General features: G+C 67.2%; 20 protein-coding genes and 1 pseudogene. 11 read left to right on the top strand and 10 right to left on the bottom strand.

Annotated features, from left to right (window positions below):
• The first annotated feature begins 7 nt into the window (after nucleotides 1-7).
• Complete coding sequence (locus M3330_RS08065) at nucleotides 8-415, top strand: low molecular weight phosphatase family protein (RefSeq protein ID WP_217580170.1); 408 nt, start codon at nucleotides 8-10, stop codon at nucleotides 413-415.
• A gap of 52 nt (nucleotides 416-467) precedes the next feature.
• Here the strand turns inward: M3330_RS08065 and M3330_RS08060 are convergent, their stop codons facing one another.
• Nucleotides 468-959, bottom strand: a complete 492-nt coding sequence (locus M3330_RS08060; protein ID WP_255028338.1) for an ArsI/CadI family heavy metal resistance metalloenzyme — start codon at nucleotides 957-959, stop codon at nucleotides 468-470.
• Nucleotides 960-1056: 97 nt separating this feature from the next.
• On the opposite strand from M3330_RS08060, the gene M3330_RS08055 reads away from it, so the two are divergent.
• Nucleotides 1057-1416, top strand: coding sequence for an Rv2640c family ArsR-like transcriptional regulator (locus M3330_RS08055; RefSeq protein WP_006551768.1), 360 nt, complete (start codon nucleotides 1057-1059; stop codon nucleotides 1414-1416).
• A gap of 172 nt (nucleotides 1417-1588) precedes the next feature.
• Here the strand turns inward: M3330_RS08055 and M3330_RS08050 are convergent.
• The 7 genes and pseudogenes from M3330_RS08050 to M3330_RS08020 all read right to left on the bottom strand — a co-directional run.
• A pseudogene (locus tag M3330_RS08050) lies at nucleotides 1589-2107 on the bottom strand (LLM class flavin-dependent oxidoreductase); the annotation flags it as partial.
• Entirely contained in the window at nucleotides 2104-2472 is a 369-nt protein-coding gene (locus M3330_RS08045; RefSeq protein ID WP_006551766.1) for a carboxymuconolactone decarboxylase family protein, read from the bottom strand. The gene M3330_RS08045 and the pseudogene M3330_RS08050, both read right to left, overlap by 4 nt.
• Nucleotides 2469-3368, bottom strand: a complete 900-nt coding sequence (locus M3330_RS08040; protein WP_006551765.1) for an NAD(P)-dependent oxidoreductase — start codon at nucleotides 3366-3368, stop codon at nucleotides 2469-2471. The genes M3330_RS08045 and M3330_RS08040 overlap by 4 nt, the downstream gene beginning before the upstream one ends.
• Nucleotides 3365-4114 carry an SDR family oxidoreductase gene (locus M3330_RS08035; RefSeq protein WP_006551764.1) on the bottom strand — a complete coding sequence of 250 codons (750 nt, stop codon included), beginning with the start codon at nucleotides 4112-4114 and terminating at the stop codon, nucleotides 3365-3367. The genes M3330_RS08040 and M3330_RS08035 overlap by 4 nt, the downstream gene beginning before the upstream one ends.
• 26 nt (nucleotides 4115-4140) lie before the next feature.
• Entirely contained in the window at nucleotides 4141-5610 is a 1470-nt protein-coding gene (locus tag M3330_RS08030; protein WP_255028333.1) for an aldehyde dehydrogenase, read from the bottom strand.
• Between the two features lie 160 nt (nucleotides 5611-5770).
• Nucleotides 5771-6601: an oxygenase MpaB family protein gene (locus tag M3330_RS08025; protein ID WP_019290003.1), complete on the bottom strand. Its 831-nt coding sequence runs from the start codon at nucleotides 6599-6601 to the stop codon at nucleotides 5771-5773.
• A 46-nt stretch (nucleotides 6602-6647) separates the two neighbouring features.
• Nucleotides 6648-7244, bottom strand: coding sequence for a TetR/AcrR family transcriptional regulator (locus M3330_RS08020; RefSeq protein ID WP_019290002.1), 597 nt, complete (start codon nucleotides 7242-7244; stop codon nucleotides 6648-6650).
• Between the two features lie 87 nt (nucleotides 7245-7331).
• Between M3330_RS08020 and M3330_RS08015 the strand changes: the two genes are divergently transcribed.
• The 9 genes from M3330_RS08015 to M3330_RS07975 all read left to right on the top strand — a co-directional run bounded on the left by M3330_RS08015 (nucleotide 7332) and on the right by M3330_RS07975 (nucleotide 16243).
• Nucleotides 7332-8558 carry a cytochrome P450 gene (locus M3330_RS08015; RefSeq protein WP_255028299.1) on the top strand — a complete coding sequence of 409 codons (1227 nt, stop codon included), beginning with the start codon at nucleotides 7332-7334 and terminating at the stop codon, nucleotides 8556-8558.
• Nucleotides 8559-8634: 76 nt separating this feature from the next.
• Nucleotides 8635-9195, top strand: a complete 561-nt coding sequence (locus tag M3330_RS08010; protein ID WP_016693012.1) for a TetR/AcrR family transcriptional regulator — start codon at nucleotides 8635-8637, stop codon at nucleotides 9193-9195.
• Nucleotides 9196-9270: 75 nt separating this feature from the next.
• Nucleotides 9271-10458 (top strand): cytochrome P450, encoded by a 1188-nt coding sequence (locus M3330_RS08005; protein ID WP_006551758.1) that lies wholly within the window; start codon nucleotides 9271-9273, stop codon nucleotides 10456-10458.
• Nucleotides 10451-11236, top strand: coding sequence for an SDR family oxidoreductase (locus tag M3330_RS08000; protein WP_006551757.1), 786 nt, complete (start codon nucleotides 10451-10453; stop codon nucleotides 11234-11236). The genes M3330_RS08005 and M3330_RS08000 overlap by 8 nt, the downstream gene beginning before the upstream one ends.
• Nucleotides 11233-12621 carry a cytochrome P450 gene (locus M3330_RS07995; RefSeq protein WP_219129939.1) on the top strand — a complete coding sequence of 463 codons (1389 nt, stop codon included), beginning with the start codon at nucleotides 11233-11235 and terminating at the stop codon, nucleotides 12619-12621. Before M3330_RS08000 ends, M3330_RS07995 begins: the two co-directional genes overlap by 4 nt.
• A gap of 7 nt (nucleotides 12622-12628) precedes the next feature.
• Nucleotides 12629-12823 carry a ferredoxin gene (locus tag M3330_RS07990; RefSeq protein ID WP_006551755.1) on the top strand — a complete coding sequence of 65 codons (195 nt, stop codon included), beginning with the start codon at nucleotides 12629-12631 and terminating at the stop codon, nucleotides 12821-12823.
• Nucleotides 12824-12838: 15 nt separating this feature from the next.
• Nucleotides 12839-13390 (top strand): nuclear transport factor 2 family protein, encoded by a 552-nt coding sequence (locus M3330_RS07985; protein WP_006551754.1) that lies wholly within the window; start codon nucleotides 12839-12841, stop codon nucleotides 13388-13390.
• Nucleotides 13384-14643, top strand: a complete 1260-nt coding sequence (locus M3330_RS07980) for a hypothetical protein (protein WP_006551753.1) — start codon at nucleotides 13384-13386, stop codon at nucleotides 14641-14643. Before M3330_RS07985 ends, M3330_RS07980 begins: the two co-directional genes overlap by 7 nt.
• Before the next feature lie 22 nt (nucleotides 14644-14665).
• Nucleotides 14666-16243, top strand: a complete 1578-nt coding sequence (locus tag M3330_RS07975; protein WP_255028279.1) for a GMC oxidoreductase — start codon at nucleotides 14666-14668, stop codon at nucleotides 16241-16243.
• A gap of 49 nt (nucleotides 16244-16292) precedes the next feature.
• Here M3330_RS07975 and M3330_RS07970 read toward each other — a convergent pair whose 3' ends face one another.
• On the bottom strand, nucleotides 16293-17756 hold the full coding sequence (locus tag M3330_RS07970) for an FAD-dependent oxidoreductase (RefSeq protein ID WP_247848547.1): 1464 nt from the start codon (nucleotides 17754-17756) through the stop codon (nucleotides 16293-16295).
• Between the two features lie 23 nt (nucleotides 17757-17779).
• Nucleotides 17780-18625: an LLM class F420-dependent oxidoreductase gene (locus tag M3330_RS07965; protein WP_024103036.1), complete on the bottom strand. Its 846-nt coding sequence runs from the start codon at nucleotides 18623-18625 to the stop codon at nucleotides 17780-17782.
• Nucleotides 18626-18701 lie beyond the last annotated feature (76 nt).

Raw genomic sequence — 18701 nt, 5'->3', positions numbered from 1 at the left:
CTCGACCGTGAGCACACCCTCGGTGCTGTTCGTCTGTGTGAAGAACGGCGGAAAATCCCAGATGGCCGCCGGCCTGATGCGGGCCGCCGCCGGCGACACCGTCGCGGTGCACTCCGCCGGTACGAAGCCCGGCACCAGTATCAATGCCCTGGCGGCCGAAGTGCTCCTCGAAGTCGGTGTCGACATCGCGGGCGAGACTCCGACACTGGTCGACCCCCAGCTGGTTCGGGACGTCGATCTCGTGGTCACCCTCGGCCGCGAAGCCCGTCTCGATCCGGTGCCCGGGACACAGTTCGAGAACTGGGACACCGACGAGCCGTCCGAGCGCGGCATCGACGGCATCGAACGGATGCGGCTGGTCCGCGACGACATCGCCGCTCGTGTCACCGACCTCGCCGACCGGCTCCGTCGCTGAAGACACCGATGTCGGCCATCCGAATCCGGTGGCCGACATCGAGGGGTGTTGTTCAGCAGCAGGACGGTGCGGCTGGCGCCTCCTGCTTGTCCTCGGTCGGGGCCGCAGCGGTGCCGCAGCACACCCCACCCCCGGCGGTGGCCGAATCGTCGAGGTGCTGTGGGCTCGAGCCGAAGGTCTCCGAATCGGCGAGGACGGTGTACACCTCCCACTTCTCCCCAGCCGGGCCGGTGACCCGCACCTTGTCCTGGGTAGCGAAGCAGCAGGTGGTGCCGATCTCCTCATCGGTGAACAGCCCTTCGCCGGTCAGGCGGGCAATCTCGGCATGGACCTTCTCGCTCGATTCCACCTCCACGCCCAGGTGGTTGATGGTGCCGCCCTTGCCGGGGTTCTCCAGCAGCACGAGCTTGAGCGGCGGCTCGGCGATCGCGAAGTTCGCGTAGCCCGGCTTGACCTTGGCCGGTTCGGTGCCGAACAGCTTCGAGTAGAAGGCGACCGCTTCTTGCAGGTCGTCGACGTTGAGGGCGAGTTGTGCGCGGGACATGACATCCTCCACTTGTGTGACATATGTCGAAACTCTGGACGGGTACAGGATGCGCCACCTTTTCGACATATGTCAAGTAAGTGGATAAGCTCGAACCATGCCGAAAGCTCTGCCTGTGATCGACGTCAGCGCCCCGATCTGCTGCGAACCGGTTTCGGCCGCGCCGATGAGCGACAACGCAGCTCTCGAACTCGCCCTGCGGCTGAAGGCGCTGGCGGACCCGGTCCGCATCAAGCTCATGTCGATCCTGCTCACCGCCGACGACGGCGAAGTGTGCACCTGCGATCTCGCCACCGGCGTCGACCTGACCGAATCCACCGTCAGTCACCACCTCGGGCAACTGCGCAAGGCCGGCATGGTCGTATCCGAACGCCGCGGGATGAACGTCTTCTACCGCCCTCGCGCCGAGTCTCTCGAAGCCCTGCGGATGGTGCTGGACCCGAACTGTTGTCGCTGATCCCGACGTGGTGTCGATTACCTGCCATATGGCCCGGAAGGACGTACATCGAGCAGAAAATCGGGGGTTGGGCGCGCAGCGGCCTTGGTTGGGTCGCTGGTCCGGTGAAGACTGTGTGCAGGACGACGGCGTCGGCCACGCGTCCCGCCAGGTCGAGCGTGCGCTCGCCGAGCGCGACCATGAGGATCGGGATGCGGTCGACGTCCTCGGCGGTGCGTCGCAGATACGGGAAGTCGCCGGCTGGGCCGTGCCGGTCGACGACCGCGTCACCGCGCCACAGCGTCCGGAGCAGATCGACGGTGTCCTCGAGCCGCGCCGACGTCACGCGAGGCAGACCCATGAGAGCGAACAGCACGTCGAAGCCGCGGCCGAGCCCGAGGGCGTAGCGGCCGCGGCTCAACCGGTGCAGTGTGGTCGCCATCGTCGCTGTGACGAGGGGATGGCGGGTGTGCGGATTGGTCGCCGCGGTGCCGATCCCGAGCGTGCGGCTCGTCGCGGCGGCCGCACCGGCCAGCGCTGCTGCGTCCTTGGTGTCGAACCGTTCCGACAGGAAGGCCGAGCCGAGACCGATGCGTTCGGCGACGACGATCTCGTCGAGCAGCGCCCTCGGGTCGTCGGCGTGCCCGGCGAGGCCGTAGAATCCGAGTTCCGGACAGTCCGGCTCCGGTACGGATCCGCCGGGGATGCTCACGAGCGGGCCGCCGCCTTCCGTCGCTGCAGCACGCTGCCCACTGCGTTGTCGAGCTTCGAGCCCAGCGGCCAGCCCACGTAGTGGCACAGGAACAGGGCGATCTCGCGGAGCTGCTGCTCGTCGAGCTCCTCGTTCTTCAGCGCCGCTTCGATCTGGATTTCGGCGATGTCGGGGGCCCCCTGTGCGGTGAGTGCCCCGAGCAGCAGCAGTCGCCTATCACGAATGGTCAGCCCGGGCCGGGTCCAGATGTTCGCGAACAAGTGGTCGGCGGTGACGGCGAAGTGCTCACCGGGACCGTCCTGCATTTCCCAGCCGTAGACCTTGGACATCATCTCCAGGCCGCGGCGGCGGGTCTCGTCGGTCATGCGTGCTCCTTCCGGGAACGGGTCCGTGCGATCTCGCCCGTGCCGACTCCGAGGCCGGGGCCGAGGTCGGACAGCGCCCGGGCTCCGAGCGGCAGGGCGATTCCGAGGCGATCGCCGAGATCGAGTGCGAGCGCGAGATCCTTCTCACCCAGGGCGCGCACGCGCGAGACGATCGGGAACCAGGAGTCGTCCTCTGCGAGGGGAGATGTGGTGTCGCGCCACATGATCGAACCGGCGCCGCCGGTGATCGCGTCGGTGTGCCGGACGACCCTGCCGAGCTCGGTGAGGTCGATGCCCGCGGCCTCGGCGAGTCGCTGTGCCTCCGTCGCCGCGGTGAACGCGATGAAGTGGAGCAGGTTGCGGGCGAGCTTCATCCGGGTTCCCGCGCCGACGGGACCGGCGTGCACGACCAGCGACGCGAAGGTGCCGAACGGTTCTTCGATCTTGGCGAAGCCGTCGTCGGTCGCGCCGACCATCACTGCGAGAGTGCCGTTCTTCGCACCGCCGGCGCCGCCGCTGACCGGTGCATCGACGAAGTCGACTCCCTTCTCGGCGCACTTCGCGGCGAGTTCGACGGCGGTGGTGTCGGAGATCGTCGAGTGCACCGCGACGACCGTGCCGGGCCGGGCCGTCGCGAGAAGTCCGTCCGGACCGGTGACGACGTCGCGGACCTGGGCGTCGTCGAGGACCGTCACGCACACGAGGTCGCAGTCGGCGGCCAGCTCCGCCGGGTTCGACGCCGCGGCGGCACCCTTGTCGGTGAACGGGCTCATCGCCTCGGGCACCACGTCGAGCACGGTGAGGCCTCCGGGTCGGGTGAACAGCCGCTCGGCCATCGGTGCCCCCATGTTGCCCAGCCCGATGTAACCGACCCGGCCGATCGTGGAGCCGGTCACGAGCGGATCACCTGCCCGCCGTCGACGTTGAAGATCTGCCCTGTGACCCAGGCGGCCTCGTCGGAGAGCAGGAACAGGCACATGCCGACGAGATCGTCGGGAGTGCCCATGCGCTTGAGCGGCAACTGCTTCACCATGTCGGCGACCATGTTCGCGGGGGTGGTGGTGCGGGTCGCCTCGGTGTCGATGGGGCCGGGGGCGATCGCGTTGATGCGGATGTTCGACCCGCCGAGCTCGACGGCGAGTTGCTGTGTGAGACCGTTGATCCCGACCTTCGCGAGCCCGTAGAAACCCGAGTACAGCCAGGCCGCCGTCGACGACTGGTTGACGATCGACCCGCCGTTCTTGGTCATGTGCGGCCACACTGCGCGGGTGACGTTGAGGGCGCCGTCGAGGTTCACGCTCATGAACTTCTTGTAGTAGTCCCACGGAACCGTCAGCAGCAGATCGAGTTTCATGCCGCCGTAGATGGCGGCATTGTTGACCACGTGGTCGATGCCGCCGTAGGTCTCGACGGTCGACACGGCGAGTGCCTCGGCGGAGGCGGGGTCGGAGACATCGACCGACGTGAAGCTCGCGATGCCGCCGTCGGCGACGATCTGTTTGGCAACCTGCTCGCCGAGTTCGGCATCGATATCGGCGACCACCACGTTCGCGCCCTCGGCGGCGAGCGCACGCGCGTACGCCTCGCCGATCCCCTGGGCGGCGCCGGTGACGATCGCGGTGCGACCGGTGAAACGTGCCATCGGAAAAGTCCTTTCGGAAGTTCGGGTCAGCTCGCGGGTTCGGCGACGAGCTTGGTCTCCAGGTATTCCTCGAAACCGGCCACACCCATCTCGCGGCCGATCCCGGACTGCTTGTAGCCCCCGAACGGGGCGTCGGCGGCGTACCAGATGCCGCCGTTGACGCCGAGCGTGCCGGTCCGTACACCTGCGACGATCCGCGCGATGCGGTCCGGATCGGTGCCGTACACCGAACCCGAGAGGCCGTAGGGGGAGTCGTTGGCGATGCGGATCGCGTCGTCGTCGCCGTCGTGAGGGATGATCACGAGCACCGGGCCGAAGATCTCCTCCCGCGCTGTACGCGCGGAGTTGTCGAGGCCGGCGATGAGGGTGGGTTCGACGAAGAATCCCCGCTCGTGTTCGGCGGGACGTCCGCCGCCGGTGACGATCGTGCCGCCTTCCTCGACGGCGACGCGGATGAAGCCCTCCACCCGCTGTCGCTGCTTCTCGGAGATGAGCGGCCCGCACACCGTGCCGGGATCGCGCGGGTCGCCGGGCCGGATGCCGCTCATGGACTTCGCGGTCAGGGCCACCGCTTCGTCGTACCGTTCGCGGGGAACGAGCAGACGCGTGGTGATCGCGCAGCCCTGGCCGGCATGCGTGCACACGGTGAAGGCCGCCATCGAGCAGGCGCCGCGCAGGTCGGCGTCGTCGAGGACGATGAACGCCGACTTGCCGCCGAGTTCGAGGAAGACCTTCTTGAGGTTCTCTGAGGCCGCGCGCATCACGGCCCGGCCGGTCGCGGTGGAACCGGTGAACGAGATCAGGTCGACGCGCGGATCCTCGCTCAGCTGTGCGCCGAGCCTGTGGTCGCTCGAGGTGACGATGTTCAGCACTCCCGGCGGGATGTCGGTCTCCTCGGCCGCGATCCGCCCGACCAGGGCCGCACACCACGGGGTGTCTGGGGCGGGCTTGAGCACCACGGTGTTCCCGGCGGCGAGAGCGGGCCCGAGCTTGGCGAAGTTGATCTGGTGCGGGAAGTTCCACGGCGTGATCGCGCCGACGACCCCGACCGCTTCCTTGAGCAGATAGCGGTGGGTGGGGATACCCATGGGGGAGGCGTTGCCGAGATCCTGCGTCCACGCGTAACTTTCGGCGAGGTCGGCGAAGTAGAGCAGATCGTCGATGGGGCCTTCGAGATGCGCGGCGCTCGTGAGGAATCGGGGAGCGCCGACCTCGGCGATGGTGATCTCCCGCAGTTCCTCGATGTGCTCGCGCAGAGCGTCGCGCAACTGACGGAGGCAGCGGGCCCGGAAGGCGTGGTCGCGTGACCAGTCGGTGTCGTCGAAGGCGCGACGCGCGGCCGCGATCGCGGCGTCCATGTCGGTGGCGGTGCCCTCGGCCGCGTGGCCGAGCAGTTCTTCGGTGCTCGGATCGGTGATCGCGAAGGTGCCTCCGCTGCCGGGTACGAGCTTGCCGTCGATCAGAAGGGTGGAGCTGTCGGTAGGGCGAAGTGTCATCAGACGTTCCCTCGGTTCTGGACAGGTGTCTGGACTATAGTTCGGCGACGCGATCGAATGCAACGGTTCGTCCGAAACGGACGAAACCGGTGTCGTGTGCGAGGAATTCGACGAATCTCGCACACAACACCGGTCTCGACGAGGGTCCGGTGGTCTCCGGTCAGAACACGCGCAGTCCGAGGTGTCGCCGCGTGCGCAGATCGAGCAGATATGCCTTCCACAGCAACGGCCACACCCACGGCGTGACGCGGTGCAGGCGCCGGACCGCCACGAGATAGCGGTCGAAACGCCGCTGGTCGTCGGCGGTCCACGGGTAGTGCATGAGGTCGCGGAACTCCGGCGGCAGCGCACCGCGCGTGATCAGTTCGAACGACCTGCCGAGCACCCGGTGGATCCCGCGGCCCAGTCGTCCGAGACGCACCTCGAGGAACGCGAGATTGCAGAGTTCGGTGAGGTACTCGCGCACCTGCTCGTTCATGGAGATGTCGGTGACGCCGGCCTTCCACAGTTCCTCGTACTCCTCGCGGGTCGTGGGCCACGACTCCGGTCGGACGTTCAGTGTCGTCGCGAGGGTTGCGCCGTCGCGAAGGATGCGGGCGTACTGCTCCTCGGTGAGCGGGCCGTACAGGAATTCGTGCTGGTCGATGAAGTACTCGAGCAGGCAGACCGCGACCCACAACTGCAGGGCGGGGGAGTTGGCGCTGTAGCGGACCTCCGCGCCGGGTGGCGACGTGACCCGCGCGTGGATCTTCCGCACCGACTCGCGGACGAAATCGCGGTCGGCGTCGTTACCGAACACCGCGACCGCCAGATAGGTGCCGGTCGTGCGGGCCCGCTTGACCGGATGGAGATCGGCGCGGCCGGTATCGACCGTGCTGTCGACGACGCCCTGGCCGACGCCGGGATGGGCGAGCTGCATGATGACGTTGGCGGCGTTGATCGTGCCACCGAGCGGTGAGACGAGATCGCCGAGAGTGTCGATCGTCCGCATGACCCCTCCATCTGAAGACGGACGTGTTCAGTTGATGCGTGCCACTCTAGCGTGTCTTCGTGGGGTCGAGGGAGGCGCCGGCCAGAACTCCGCGCACGACCGCTTCGTAGATGCGGTCGAGATCGAGCTCGTCGCCCAGGAAGCCGCTGCTCTGGAGAACCGCGAAACCGTGCAGGGCGGCGAACATGCCGACCGCGGCCTCGAGCGTCTCCTCCTCCGGAACGCCGCAGGATGCGAGCATCGTTCGCAGAGCGACGTTGGCGTCCAGTGCGGCGGCGAGCAGACCGTCGCGATCGACCGGTGCAGTGGTCAATGCTTCGTAGCGGCGGGGATGTTCGACGGCCCAGATGTGGTGGGCGTCGATCAGCGCGCGCAACCCGTCGACGCCGCTGCGGCCCATCGCGACCTCCCGCAGATGCGCTCCGAGATCGCTCATCGCGCGGATCTGCACGGTCGCCCGCACATCGTCGAGATTGCGGACGTGGTTGTACAGCGAGGCCGTGACGATTCCCAAGCGCGACGAGAGGGTGCTCATCGTGAGCTGTTCCCATCCCAGCTCGTCGACGATCCCGAGCGCGGCTGCGACGACCTTGTCGCGGGTCAGTGTCCGCCGACGCACGGGTCGGGAGTTGTCGTCTGCCATGAAAGCAGTCTAAGGGGCTTCCATTCCAAACGAAGGTGAGTAGTTTGTAAACGAATACCATTCGTACAATCCCACGAGAGCGGCTTCATGACGACTTCACCCATAGATCTCAAGAACCCCGACGTCTTCGCCCAGGGGGTCCCGCACGGCTACTTCTCCGAACTCCGGCGCACCTGTCCGGTCCACCGCCAACCCGAGGAGGGCGGCGCAGGCTTCTGGGCCGTCACCCGGCACGCCGACGTCATCGCGGTCTCCCGCGACAGCACGACTTTCTCCTCGGCCCTCGGGACCACCCAGATCGACGATTTCGACGAGGAGACACGCCTGAAACAGGCGTCCATGCTGCTCAACCTCGATCCGCCGGAGCACACCCGCCTTCGGCAACTCGTGAGCCGTGGCTTCACCCCGCGCATGGTGAAGACGCTCGAGGAGCGTATCCGGCGGACGTGCGAACGCACCGTCGACGCCGCGATCGAGGCCGCACGCGACGGCACGGTGATCGACTTCGTCCCGGCGATCTCGGCTCCACTGCCGCTGGAGGTGATCGCAGCGCTGCTCGGCGCACCGGCCGAGGACGTCAGCAAGCTCTACGACTGGTCGAACCGCATGATCGGCTGGGACGACCCCGAATACGGCACCACCCAGGAGGACGGCGAGCTCGCCGCCGCCGAGATCTTCCTGTACGCCAACGAGATTGCCGCGCAACGACGCATCGAACCGCGCGACGACATCGTCTCGAAGCTGGGGTGTCCCGGCGAGAACGGCGACACGCTCTCCGAGATGGAGTTCGACATGTTCTTCGTCCTGCTCGTCATCGCGGGCAACGAGACGACGCGCAACGCGATCTCGGGCGGGATGCAGGCCTTCGTCGATCATCCCGAACAATGGCGCCGGCTGCAGGACGATCCCGGTCTGATCGACAGCGCCGTGGAGGAGATCCTGCGCTGGGTCACGCCCGTGGTCGGCTTCCGCCGCACGCCCACCTGTCCGGCCGCGATCGGCGACCAGCAGGTCGAACGGGGCGACAAGGTGATCGTCTACTACCCGAGCGCGAACCGCGACGAGGAGGTCTTCGGCGACGCGCACGTCTTCGACATCGGGCGCGAGCACAATCCGCACGTCGCCTTCGGTGGGACGGGTGTGCACTTCTGCCTCGGGGCACATCTGGCGCGACTCGAACTGCGGATCATGTTCGAGACCCTCGCCGCCCGGATCGACCGGGTCGAGCCGGCGGGTGAACCGCGGCGGTTGCGATCGAATTTCATCAACGGCATCAAGTCCATGCCCGTCCGTATCCACCCCCGAGAGCGCTGAATTCGCCGAATGAACGCGCTGCGGGCATTGCCGACCCCCTCCAACCGTAGTAATGTCCAGACACGTGTCCAGAAACGTGAATCTCGAATCGACCCGTCGCCGCCTGACCGAGAAGCAGGCCGACACGGTTGCGAGGCTCACGCAGGCCGCGGTCGAGGTGCTCCGCGAGGAGGGATTCACGGGGTTGACGGTGCGTATGGTCGCCGCCCGCGCCGGTGTCGCCCCGGCCACCGCCTACACCTACTTCTCGTCGAAGGAACACCTCGTCGCCGAGGTGTTCTGGCGTCGCTTGGCCAACGCTCCCACGGCCGACGCCGAGAGCACGAGCCGTGCCGATCGGGTGGTCGCGGTGCTGCGGGGAATCGCGCTGTTGCTGGCCGACGAACCCGAACTCGCCGCCGCCGTCACCAGTGCACTGCTCGGTCACGACCCCGATGTCGAACACCTGCGTGCGCGCATCGGACTCGACATCCGTCACCGGATCTCGGCAGCGCTCGGCGCCGACTCCGATCCCGACGAACTCGAAGCACTCGAACTGCTCTACGCCGGCGCGCTGGTCCGGGCCGGCATGGGCTACGGCACCTACGAGAAACTCGCCGACAGGCTGGAGACATCCGCCCGACTTCTATTGGAGTGAGCCATGATCCAGGCATCCCCGGGCTCCGCGTCGCACGCAGGGCCCGCTTCGCCCGATCCACCGACGCTCGGCCCCGTGATCTTCAACCCGTACGACTACGCCTTCCACGAAGATCCGTATCCCACCTACCGCCGCCTCCGTGAAGAGGCGCCGGTCTACCACAACCCCGACCTCGAGTTCTGGGCCCTGTCCCGTCACGCCGACGTCGTCGCGGCCTTCCGCGACAACACGCGACTCTCGAGTGCGAACGGTGTCTCGCTCGATCCGTCCGCCTACGGGCCCAACGCCCACAAGGTGATGTCCTTCCTCGCGATGGACGACCCGCGCCACATGCGCATGCGCCGGCTCGTCTCCAAGGGATTCACTCCGCGGCGCGTCGCCGACCTCGAGGAACGCATCCTCGAACTGACCCTGCGCTATCTCGAACCCGCTGCAGAAGCAGGGGAATTCGACTGGATCTCGGAGTTCGCAGGCAAGCTGCCCATGGACGTGATCTCCGAACTCATGGGCGTGCCCGAATCCGACCGCAGCGAGATCCGCCGTCTCGCCGACCTCGTCGTCCACCGCGAGGAGGGCGTGCTCGACGTGCCGGTCGCCGCGATGGAGGCATCGCTGCACCTCGTCGGCTACTACGCCGACATGCTCGCCGAACGCCGGAAGAAGGAGACCTCCGACCTCACGTCGGCGTTGCTGGCAGCCGAGATCGACGGCGACCGGCTCACCGACGACGAGATCATCGGGTTCATGTTCCTCATGGTGGTCGCGGGCAACGAGACCACCACGAAACTCCTCGGTAACGCCCTCTACTGGGGCGCGCACAACAAATCCGAGGTGGCGCAGGTCCTCCGCGATCCGGCTCGCGCACCGCAGTGGGTGGAGGAGACCCTCCGCTACGACACCTCGAGCCAGATCGTCGCCCGCACCGCCGTCGCCGATATCGAACTGCACGACGCCACCATCCGGTCCGGCGACAAGGTGCTGCTGCTCATCGGATCCGCCAACCGCGATTCCGACGTATTCGACACCGCCGACGACTTCCGCATCGGACGCGACAGCTCCCAGAAGATCGCCAGTTTCGGTGGGGGAGTGCATTTCTGCCTCGGTGCACATCTGGCCCGCCTCGAGGCGAACATCGCGCTCGAACAGTTCGCCCGGCGCGTCGCCGACTACGAGATCGACGAGGACCGCTGCGAACGTGTCCATTCCACCAACGTCCGAGGCTTCGCGGCCCTTCCTGTAGAGGTCACCGAACGACATGCCTAGATTCGAACCCCATCCCGAACGCCGTCCCGCGCTGGTCGCCGGAGCCTCCTCCGGAATCGGTACCGCCACCGCCTACGCGCTCGCCGAGGCCGGGCACCCCGTCGCGCTCGGGGCGCGCCGCGTGGAGGAGTGCGCGGCGATCGCGGAGAAGATCCGCGGTGAGGGCGGCGAGGCCTTCGCCCACTTCCTCGACGTGTCGTCCACCGAATCCGTCGACGAGTTCGTCACCGCAGCGGAAGAGGCTCTCGGCGCCGCGGAGATCGTCGTCTCGGGAGCGGGCGACATGGATTTCGCGCTGCCCCACGAGATGGACCCCGACCGGTTCGCCTTCCAGGTCAACGTGCACCTGATGGGCACCCAACGCCTGGCCCATCGCGTGCTCCCCGGCATGATCGAACGCAAGCGCGGCGACTTCGTCGTGATCGGATCCGACTGTGCCGTGCTTCCCCGGCCCTGGATGGGTGCCTACAACGCCGCCAAGACCGGCCTCGAAGCGCTCGTCCGCGAGATGCGGATGGAACTCGAGGGTACGGGTGTCCGCGCGTCGGTCGTGCGCCCCGGACCGACGCAGACCGGTGCCGGCATGACCGCGCCGGCGGAGGTGCTCGAACCGATGCTCGAAGACTGGGGCACATGGGGTTTCGCCCGACACCCCTACTTCCTTCGCGCATCCGACATCGCCGCGGCCGCGCTCTCGGTCGTCTCGGCCCCCCGCGGCGCCCACATCGTGCTCATCGAGGTTCAACCCGAAGCACCCCTGCGGAAGGACAATCCATGACCACACTCGTCGAGCCCCGGCGTGTGTCCGGCGGCGAACACGAACACGGCCACCTCGAGGAACTGCGCACCGATCCCATTGCGCTCATGCGCCGGGTGCGCGAGGAGTGCGGCGACGTCGGGGTCTTCCAGCTCGCCGACAAGAAGGTCGTACTCCTCTCCGGTGCGGAGGCCAACGAGTTCTTCTTCCGTGCCGCGGACGAGGATCTCGATCAGCAGGCCGCCTATCCGTTCATGAAGCCGGTCTTCGGTGAGGGTGTCGTCTTCGACGCCAGCCCCGAACGCCGCAAGGAGATGCTGCACAATTCGGCGCTGCGCGGCGAACAGATGCGCGGTCACGCGGCGACCATCGACCGCGAAGTGCAGGACATGGTCGCCCGGTGGGGCGACGAAGGCGAGATCGACCTGCTCGAATTCTTCGCCGAGCTGACCATCTACACGTCGTCGGCCTGCCTGATCGGCAAGAAGTTCCGCGACCAGCTCGACGGACGGTTCGCCCACCTCTACCACGACCTCGAGAAGGGCACCGACGCACTGGCATTCGTCGATCCCTACGCGCCGATCGAGAGTTTCCGGCGACGCGACGAGGCCCGCCGCGGGCTTGTGGAGCTCGTGCAGGAGATCATGGACGGACGCATCGCGAACCCGCCGCAGGGCAAGGAGGACCGCGACATGCTCGACGTCCTCGTCTCGATCAAGGACGAGGACGGCAAGGAGCGGTTCAGCGCCGACGAGATCACCGGCATCTTCATCTCGATGATGTTCGCCGGCCACCACACCACCTCCGGCACGGCGGCCTGGGCGCTCATCGAACTGCTGCGCAACCCCGAGTACATGCAGCAGGTCACGGCAGAACTCGACGTCCTGTACTCCGACGGCGAGAGCGTGAGCTTCCATGCACTGCGGCAGATCCCGGTACTCGAGGCGGTGCTCAAGGAGACGCTGCGCCTGCACCCGCCGCTGATCCTGCTTCTTCGGGTCGCGCGCGACGACTTCGAGGTCGCCGGATACCGGATCTCGGAGGGCGATCTCGTGGGTGCGACACCGGCGATCTCCAACCGGATCCCGGAGGACTTCCCGGATCCCGACGCCTTCGATCCCGGCCGCTACATCGACCCGAACCAGGAGGACATCGTCAACCGGTGGACCTGGATCCCGTTCGGGGCGGGCCGGCACCGCTGTGTGGGAGCGGCGTTCGCGCTCATGCAGCTGAAGGCGATATTCTCGGTTCTGCTGCGCGACTTCGAGTTCGAACTGTCCCAGCCGCCCGAGACCTACCGCAACGATCACTCGAAGATGGTGGTCCAGCTCGAACAGCCGTGTGCTGTGCGGTACCGGCGTCGCACCCGCGCGGCGTCCGGCACCGGCACGGCAACGCAGGAGTGAGGTTCGGATGAGGATCGAAGCAGATCTCGATCTGTGTCAAGGACACGCGATGTGCTCGATGGAAGCCCCGGACGCCTTCACGGTCGCCAAACGGGGTGAGGTGGAGATCCTCCTCGACCCCGTGCCGGAGGAGATGCACGCCGACGTACGAGCAGCTGTGAAGTACTGCCCCACCCAAGCCCTTCGCATCGTCGAAGACTGAGGACCAGGAGACAGGATGGCCACGTTCGATCGTGCCGAGCTCGACGAGATGATCACCCGCTGGGTCGACGCCAACAAACGCGCCGAGGCCGAAGGCGACTGGAAGCCTTTGGCCGACCTGTACACCGAGGACGCCACCTACGGCTGGAACTACGGTCCGAAGGACGAGTTCATGGCCGTGGGCCGCGAGGAGATCCGCGACCTCGCATTGGGCCAGGAGATGGACGGGCTCGAAGGCTGGCAGTATCCCTACCAGCAGTTCGTCGTCGACGAACGCTCCGGCGACGTGATCGGGTTCTGGAAGCAGATCGCCGACGCGACCCGCGAGAACGGCGAGCACTACTCCGTGCACGGCATCGGCGGGAGCTGGTTCCGGTACGGCGGCAACTTCCAGTGGTCGTGGCAGCGCGACTTCTTCGACTTCGGCAACGTCTCGCACCTGTTCCTCGAGATGATCACGGCGGATGCGCTGTCCGACGGCATGCAGAAGCGGATCGAGCGATCGACGGGGAAGAAGCGTCTTCCCGGCTGGTACCGGGTCGGCGAGTCGCCGGTTCCGTTGTGGTGACCGGCGTGGACACCGGCGGATCGTTCGCCGCGCTCTCCCGCACCGACCTCGCCGCGCTCGTCCCCGAACTGTTGCTGTGCGGTCAGCTCATCGACCGTTCGGGGATGGCGCATCTGATCTCGGCGTTCGGTCGGGAGGGCATGGCGGAGGTGGCCATCGAGGAATGGCAGGCGTCGTCGCCGTGGTACACGCGCCGCATGCAGCGTGCCCTGAAGTTCGAGGGCGACGACGTCGTCACCATCTTCAAGGGCATGCAACTCGATATCGGGGCGCCCCCGCAGTTCATGGACTTCCGCTATCGCGTCGACGACCGCGACCACGGCGAGTTCTCGCTCGACCATTGCGGGGCGCTGATGGACGTCGAGCCCCTCGGCGACGCCTACGTGACCGCGATGTGCCACGACATCGAGGACCCGACCTTCGACGCCACCGCGCTCGCCACCAATCCGCACGCCCGGGTGCGGCCGATCCATCGGCCGCCCCGCGCGCCGGCCGATCGGCACCCGCACTGCGCGTGGACGGTCACCATCGACCCCTCGTACGAACCACCGGCTGTCGCACCTCACACCGAAGCGCTCGGCCGGTCCGCGGCCGTGGCACTCGAGCTGAGCCCGATCGACCGCGACGGCGAAGGGAGACACGACTATTCGGGTCCCCTCCTCGCAGACCTCCGGTTCGACGAGTTCTCGAAGTCGGCCCTGGTACGCATCGCCGAGGAGGTGTGCCTGCAGCATCACCTGCTCGCTCTGGGCTTCCTCATGAGTGTGCGCAAGCGAACCGACGAGCAGTCCGCGATCGAGCTGACCCGCAAGCAGCTCACGGGTATCGCCGGCATCACGTCCGAGCGCATCCGTACCGCGCTGGGATTGCCGCGCTCGTTCGCCGGCCTGTCCGCGGTGCTCGACGTACACCCGATGCTGGCACCGGACCGGTATGTCGATCGGGTGATCTGTTTCGACGACGACGCGCTGGGTCTCCGGATCAACCGGCGAGGTGGCGCCTTCGACGACGGGTCCTGGCCCACTTTGATCGACCCCGAACACCTCGGTCCGCTCGACGCTCTGGTGCGCGGTGTGGACCCGCACTTCACCACCCGCCTGGTCTCCGCGACCGAAGAGGCTCTCGTCGTCGAGGTGTTCCGTGCCGAATCCCCGGCGAACGAGTGCGACGAGGTCGCCATCACGCGCTTCAGCACGGGTTCGTCCTTCGTCTTCGAAGATCGGGGAATCCCACTCCCGCTCACGGTTGTCTGACCACGCTCCAGGAGAGCCCTTCGTGAATATTGCGCTGTCCCGCCGTACCTTCCTGCGGGGAACCGTCGTCGGCGGTGCGGCCGTTGCCGCGTTGTCGTTGTCCCCGATCCCACGCGCACGCGCCGAGGTCACCGAGGAGCGCCATCGGGCGGTCGTCGTGGGCAGCGGATTCGGCGGTGCGATCACCGCGTTGCATCTCGGCCGGGCCGGTGTGCAGACCCTGGTCCTCGAACGGGGCATCCGCTGGCCCACGGGACCGAATGCCGAGACGTTCCCTCACATGCTGCAACCGGACCGGCGGATGTCGTGGTTGTCGTCCGCCCCGGTGATGACCGGTACTCCGCCGATCCCGACCGAACCGTTCACCGGGCTCATCGAACGGGTTCCGGGGAACGGCATGGACGTCATGTGCGGCGCGGGGGTCGGCGGGAGTTCGCTGGCCTATCACGGCATGACCGTGCAGCCCGACGGGCAGCGATTCTCCGATTCGGTGTCCTCGCGTATCGACTACGACCTGCTGGCCTCCGACCACTACCGGCGGGTGGCGCGGATGCTGCAGGTCGCGACCATCCCGGACGATCTGCTCGACCACGATCGGTACCGGTCCTCACGACAGTTCCTGGACCGTGCAGGCTCGGAGGGCTACGACACGTTCAGGGTGCCGATGTGCATCGACTGGGACTTCGCGCGACGGGAGCTGACCGGGGAACTGAAACCGTCCTACACGACGGGCGACGTCATCTACGGAGTCAACAACGGCGGTAAGTTCTCGGTCGACGTCACCTATCTCGCCGAAGCTGAACGCACGGGGCACGTCACGGTCGAGCCGCTGCATCGGGTCGGCGACATCGAGCGCGCTCCGGACGGCACCTGGATCGTGCACGTCGACCGGATCCACACGGATGGGAAGGTTCTCGAACGCAAGCGGATCCTCGCACAGTCGCTGTTCCTCGGTGCCGGATCGGCCGGCACGACCCGTCTCCTCGTGAAGGCGAAGGCGAAGGGGTTCGTCCCCGATCTTCCCGACGGCGTCGGAACGGGATGGGGCAACAACGGCGACCGAGTGTTCGCCGTGACGAGTCCGCTCGTCAGCCCCGGCGACCATCAGGGCGGCCCCGCCTGTGTGGGTATGCGCGACTACACCGATCCCGCCGGACCGTTGATGATCGTCACCGGCCCGGTGCCGTTCCCCGACGATGTGGGAACGACCACGATGATCGGTCTGGGGATCGTCGACGGCCGAGGAGCCTGGCACTACGACGCCGGCCGCGACGATGCGGTCCTGAACTGGGATCAGGCCTACGACCGGGAACTCACCCGCGCGATCGAGGCCCGCATCCGGCGGATCGCGGGACCGGCCTCGATCGTCATCGACGTCAACGCCGTCGACATCAACACCTTCCATCCGCTCGGGGGTGCGCCGTTCGGGGCGGTGTGCGACGACGCCGGTCGCGTGCACGGCCAGCCCGGCCTGTATGTGGTGGACGGCGCGAAGATCTCGGGATCGACCGGGGCGTGCAATCCGTCGATGACGATCGCGGCACTCGCCGAGTACGGCGCCGATCGGATCGTCTCACGCGACCTGGATCGCGTGTTCTGACCTGACGGGTGGTTCCGGTGGCTCGGCCGCCGGAACCACCCGTTCGGTCTCAGCCCTTCGCGGCCGACAGACCGGCGCGGCGACCGAAGAAGCTTCCGTCTCCCAGCGACGTGCCGCTCGCATAACCCCACGCGCACACGCCCGACGTGCAGCGACCGGCGGCGAACAGGCCGGGGATCGGATCGCCGGACACGTGCAGCACTTCCGAGTTCACCGACGTGCGCAGACCGCCGAGCGTGAAACCTGCTGTGCAGTTTCGGAGATCGAGCGCGGCGATCGGGCTGCCGATGGGCTTGACCCACTCGCTCTTCTTGCCCAGCACCGGATCGCTGCCGTTCTCCGCGTGCCTGTTGTAGACCTCGACGGTCGCCTGCAACGTCCCGGCAGGCAGTTCCATGTCGGATTCGAGTTCGGCGACGGTCTCCGCGACCCACTTCGGACGGAACCGGAAGAAGGGCGTCGAACTCGTTGCCGCACAACCCTCCTCGTACGCCTGTTCGTCGATGATCAGATAGGCCTGGTTGTCGTTCTTCAGCAGCGTGAGCTGACCGATACGGCCCGGATAGGTGTCCTCGGGGACGTACCGCTGACCGCGGCCGTTGACGAGGATGCCGCGGGCCATCAACTGCGGGTCGCCGAAGAAGGCGACCTCGGTGGCGTCCATGTGCGCGAGATCGGCGCCGAGCGCCTGCGCCATGCGGATCGCACGGCCGTCGTGCTCCTCGATCGCCGCACCCGGGCGACCGCTGAGCTGCGGCGCGTACGACTCGACCATCTCCTGGTTGTACGCGAAACTGCCGGTCGCGAGGACGACGCCGCTGCGGGCCCGGATGTGGACGTCCTTGCCGTACTGCTTGGCCGTCAGGCCCACGACGCGTCCGTCGCCGTCGACGATCAACCGCTGCACCCGCACGTCGTATTCGGCACGCACACCGAGGCTTTCGGCGACCTGGGAGAGCGGCTGCATGAGCATGTACCCGCCACCCTTCTCGCCGGTCCGCTTGTCGGTCATCTGCGGGACGTGGCCGCGCGGGGCGGGCGTCGCGATCTCGTTGAAGGGCGCGGAGTTCTCGCCGCCGGAGTACATCAGGCCGTCGTCACCGGGGATCTCCCACCCGGGTTCGCCCCAGAAGCTCTCCTTGAACACCACGCCGTTGTCCACGAGCCACTCGTAGTGTTCGACGCTGCCCTCGCAGTACTCGATGATCTTCGCTTCGTCGGCGCCCGGCCCGAGCGCGGCGAGCATGAACGCCTTCATGTTCTCGGGCGTGTCGTCGAATCCGAGGGCCTTCTGCAGCGGGGTGCCGCCGCCGAGGTAGACGATGCCGCCCGACAGTGAGGCCGCACCGCCCCAACCGCCGGTCCGCTCGAGCACGAGCACGTCGGCACCCGCGCGGGCGGCCTCGATGGACGCCGAGACACCGGCGATGCCGTAACCGGCGACGACGACGTCGGCTTCGTGGTCCCAGGTGGAGACGCTGCCGGCGGGAAGGGGGTGGAGATCGGTGCTCATCGGGGTCCGTTCGGGGTCGGTGATCAGTGGTCGAGTTTCGAGGCGAGTCGGCCGATGTACGCGACGACGTCGTCCTGGGCGCGGTCGGGCAGACCGAAGATCACCTCGGTGACCCCGGCGTCCTCCCAGATCTTCAGTTGCTCGGCGTCGTGACGGCCTGCCAGAGCGAGGATCTCGGGAGTTCCGGCACGACCGGCGTCGGCCCAGGCCTTGTGGAGACGGGCGACGTTGTCGACGACGTTGTTCTCCGTGGGGGTGGTGATCCAGCCGTCGGCGTGGCGGACGATCCAGTCGAAGTTGCGGTCGGTGGAACCGGCGCCGAGGAAGATCGGGGGCCGTGGTTGCTGCACGGGTTTCGGCCACGCCCAGCTCGGCCCGAATGCGACGAAGTCTCCCTCGTAGGAGGCTTCTTCCTCGGTCCACAGCGCCTGCATCGCTTCGAGATACTGGCGCATGGCGGTGCGCTTCTTCTTCGGCGGTACGCCGTGGTCGGCGAGTTCTTCTGCGTTCCAACCGAATCCGACACCGAAGTTCACCCGGCCGCCGGAGAGGTGATCGAGGCTCGCGATGGTCTTGGCGAGCGTGATGGGGTCGTGCTCGAGGGGCAGTGCGACGGAGGTGCCCAGTTTGATCGTCGACGTCACCGCGGCTGCGAGCCCCAGCGCCACCCACGGATCGAGGGTGCGCATGTAACGGTCGTCGGGAAGGGTCTCGTTGCCCGTTCCCGGATGCGCGGATTCGCGGCGGATCGGGATGTGGGTGTGTTCGGGCACGTAGAAACTGTCGAAACCGCGACTCTCCGCGGTCGAGGCAGCGACTTCGGGCCGGATTCCCCGGTCGCTCGTGAACAGGGTGATTCCGTGGCGCACAACAGCCCCTCTCCAGACGGTGACGGAGAAAATGTAACGCGTTCTACATCCGGAGGGAAGAGATTTCCGGACACCT

The organism is Rhodococcus sp. GA1 (assembly GCF_024321955.1).
In the GTDB taxonomy this organism is placed as follows: domain Bacteria; phylum Actinomycetota; class Actinomycetes; order Mycobacteriales; family Mycobacteriaceae; genus Rhodococcus; species Rhodococcus pyridinivorans.
This window is presented reverse-complemented; position numbering and strand designations above follow the sequence as displayed.